Origin of the sequence: Kineococcus gypseus (genome assembly GCF_050871305.1) — a bacterium.
Taxonomy (GTDB): Bacteria; Actinomycetota; Actinomycetes; order Actinomycetales; family Kineococcaceae; genus Kineococcus; species Kineococcus gypseus.
In genome coordinates this window covers 1-3,223 of sequence record NZ_JBJLRD010000105.1, presented here as the reverse complement: position 1 = coordinate 3,223, position 3,223 = coordinate 1, and the positions used below count along the sequence as shown (strand labels likewise).

Genomic DNA, 3,223 nt, shown 5'->3' with positions numbered 1-3,223 from the left:
GGGTGGGTGGTGGTGTGTGGTGGTGGCAAGTGTGTAAGGGCGCACGGTGGATGCCTTGGCATCAGGAGCCGATGAAGGACGTGGGAGCCTGCGATAAGCCTCGGGGAGTTGGCAACCGAACGGTGATCCGAGGGTGTCCGAATGGGGAAACCCGGCCGTCGTCATGGGCGGTCACCCGCACCTGAATGCATAGGGTGTGTGGAGGGAACGTGGGGAAGTGAAACATCTCAGTACCCACAGGAAGAGAAAACAACAGTGATTCCGTCAGTAGTGGCGAGCGAACGCGGATGAGGCTAAACCGACTCGTGTGCAAGACCTGGTAGGGGTTGCACGGGCGGGGTTGTGGGAGTGCGGTGGAGGCGGCTACCGACGCCTCGGGCAGTGAGAAAGTCGTGGTGTAGCCGAAGGATCTGGGAAGGTCCGGCGCAGTGGGTGAGACCCCCGTAGGCGAAACACCGCGGCCTGTCTGGCCGCGCCTCCCGAGTAGCACGGGGCTCGTGGAATCTCGTGTGAATCTGCCAGGACCACCTGGTAAGCCTAAATACTTCCTGATGACCGATAGCGGACAGTACCGTGAGGGAATGGTGAAAAGCACCCCGGGAGGGGAGTGAAACAGTACCTGAAACCGTGTGCCTACAATCCGTCGGAGCAGGCTTTGCACCTGTGACGGCGTGCCTTTTGAAGAATGAGCCTGCGAGTTAGCGGTACGTGGCGAGGTTAACCCGGGTGGGGTAGCCGTAGCGAAAGCGAGTCCGAACAGGGCGCCGGCACTTCGGTGTCGCAGTCGCGTGCTCTAGACCCGAAGCGGAGTGATCTACCCATGGCCAGGTTGAAGCGCGGGTAAGACCGCGTGGAGGACCGAACCCACCAGGGTTGAAAACCTGGGGGATGAGCTGTGGGTAGGGGTGAAAGGCCAATCAAACTCCGTGATAGCTGGTTCTCCCCGAAATGCATTTAGGTGCAGCGTCGCGTGTTCCTTGCCGGAGGTAGAGCTACTGGATGGCCGATGGGCCCCACCGGGTTACTGACGTCAGCCAAACTCCGAATGCCGGTAAGCTAGAACGTGGCAGTGAGACTGCGGGGGATAAGCTTCGTAGTCGAGAGGGAAACAGCCCAGATCATCAGCTAAGGCCCCTAAGCGTGTGCTAAGTGGGAAAGGATGTGGAGTCGCGTAGACAACCAGGAGGTTGGCTTAGAAGCAGCCACCCTTGAAAGAGTGCGTAATAGCTCACTGGTCAAGTGATTCCGCGCCGACAATGTAGCGGGGCTCAAGCACACCGCCGAAGCTGTGGCACTCACACTTTTAGCCCCTCGAGCGGGCCGGCTCTTTGAGCTGTGTCGTTCGGGCAGGTGTGTGGGTGGGTAGGGGAGCGTCGTGTGCGGGGTGAAGCGGCCGAGTGATCGTGTCGTGGACTGCACACGAGTGAGAATGCAGGCATGAGTAGCGAATGACGGGTGAGAAACCCGTCCGCCGATTGACCAAGGGTTCCAGGGCCAGGTTCATCCGCCCTGGGTAAGTCGGGACCTAAGGCGAGGCCGACAGGCGTAGTCGATGGACAACGGGTTGATATTCCCGTACCGGCGAAGAACCGCCCATGTCGAATCCGGTGATGCTAAGCACCCAAAGCCGGTGCCACCTTCGGGTGGTGCTCGGTGGAGCGTGTGGCCCGATCCGGTAGTAGGCAAGCGTAGTAACAGGGGTGACGCAGGAGGGTAGCTTCCGCGTGGCGATGGTTGTCCACGTCCAAGGGTGTAGGGCGAGGTGTAGGCAAATCCGCACCTCACACAAGCCTGAGACCTGATGGTGACCCCTCACGGGGGAAGCAGGGTGATCCCATGCTGTCTAGAAAAGCCTCGGCGCGAGGTTCGAGCCGCCCGTACCCTAAACCGACTCAGGTGGTCAGGTAGAGAATACCGAGGCGATCGAGTGAATCGTGGTTAAGGAACTCGGCAAAATGCCCCCGTAACTTCGGGAGAAGGGGGGCCTGAGGCGTGAAGCCCTATCACTTCGGTGTGGCGGGCTAGCGTTTGAGGGCCGCAGAGACCAGGGGGAAGCGACTGTTTACTAAAAACACAGGTCCGTGCGAAGTCGCAAGACGATGTATACGGACTGACGCCTGCCCGGTGCTGGAACGTTAAGGGGACCGGTTACCGCACCTCGGTGCGGGACGCTGAGAACTTAAGCGCCAGTAAACGGCGGTGGTAACTATAACCATCCTAAGGTAGCGAAATTCCTTGTCGGGTAAGTTCCGACCTGCACGAATGGCGTAACGACTTCCCCGCTGTCTCAACCGCGAACTCGGCGAAATTGCACTACGAGTAAAGATGCTCGTTTCGCGCAGCAGGACGGAAAGACCCCGGGACCTTCACTATAGCTTGGTATTGGTGTTCGGAACGGCTTGTGTAGGATAGGTGGGAGACTGTGAAGCGCTCACGCTAGTGGGTGTGGAGTCGCCGTTGAAATACCACTCTGGTCGTTCTGGATGTCTAACTTCGGTCCGTGATCCGGATCAGGGACAGTGCCTGGTGGGTAGTTTAACTGGGGCGGTTGCCTCCTAAAGGGTAACGGAGGCGCCCAAAGGTTCCCTCAGCCTGGTTGGCAATCAGGTGTCGAGTGCAAGTGCACAAGGGAGCTTGACTGTGAGACAGACATGTCGAGCAGGGACGAAAGTCGGGACTAGTGATCCGGCCGTGGAGTGTGGAATCGCGGTCGCTCAACGGATAAAAGGTACCCCGGGGATAACAGGCTGATCTTGCCCAAGAGTCCATATCGACGGCATGGTTTGGCACCTCGATGTCGGCTCGTCGCATCCTGGGGCTGGAGTAGGTCCCAAGGGTTGGGCTGTTCGCCCATTAAAGCGGTACGCGAGCTGGGTTTAGAACGTCGTGAGACAGTTCGGTCCCTATCCGCTGCGCGCGCAGGAAACTTGAGAAGGGCTGTCCCTAGTACGAGAGGACCGGGACGGACGAACCTCTGGTGTGCCAGTTGTTCCGCCAGGAGCATGGCTGGTTGGCTACGTTCGGAAGGGATAACCGCTGAAGGCATCTAAGCGGGAAGCCTGCTTCGAGATGAGGTTTCCACGCCCCGTTCAAAGGGGTGGGAGGCTCCCAGCAGACTACTGGGTTGATAGGCCGGGTGTGGAAGCAACGACTAAGGAGTTGTGGAGCTGACCGGTACTAATAAGCCGATCACTTGTCACCAGCGCACACCAGCACCCACCGA

General features: G+C 59.1%; 1 rRNA gene. It reads left to right on the top strand.

The annotated features are described in order from the left end of the window. Positions 1-23 precede the first annotated feature (23 nt). A 23S ribosomal RNA gene (locus ACRYMN_RS20740) occupies positions 24-3,201 on the top strand. Positions 3,202-3,223 lie beyond the last annotated feature (22 nt).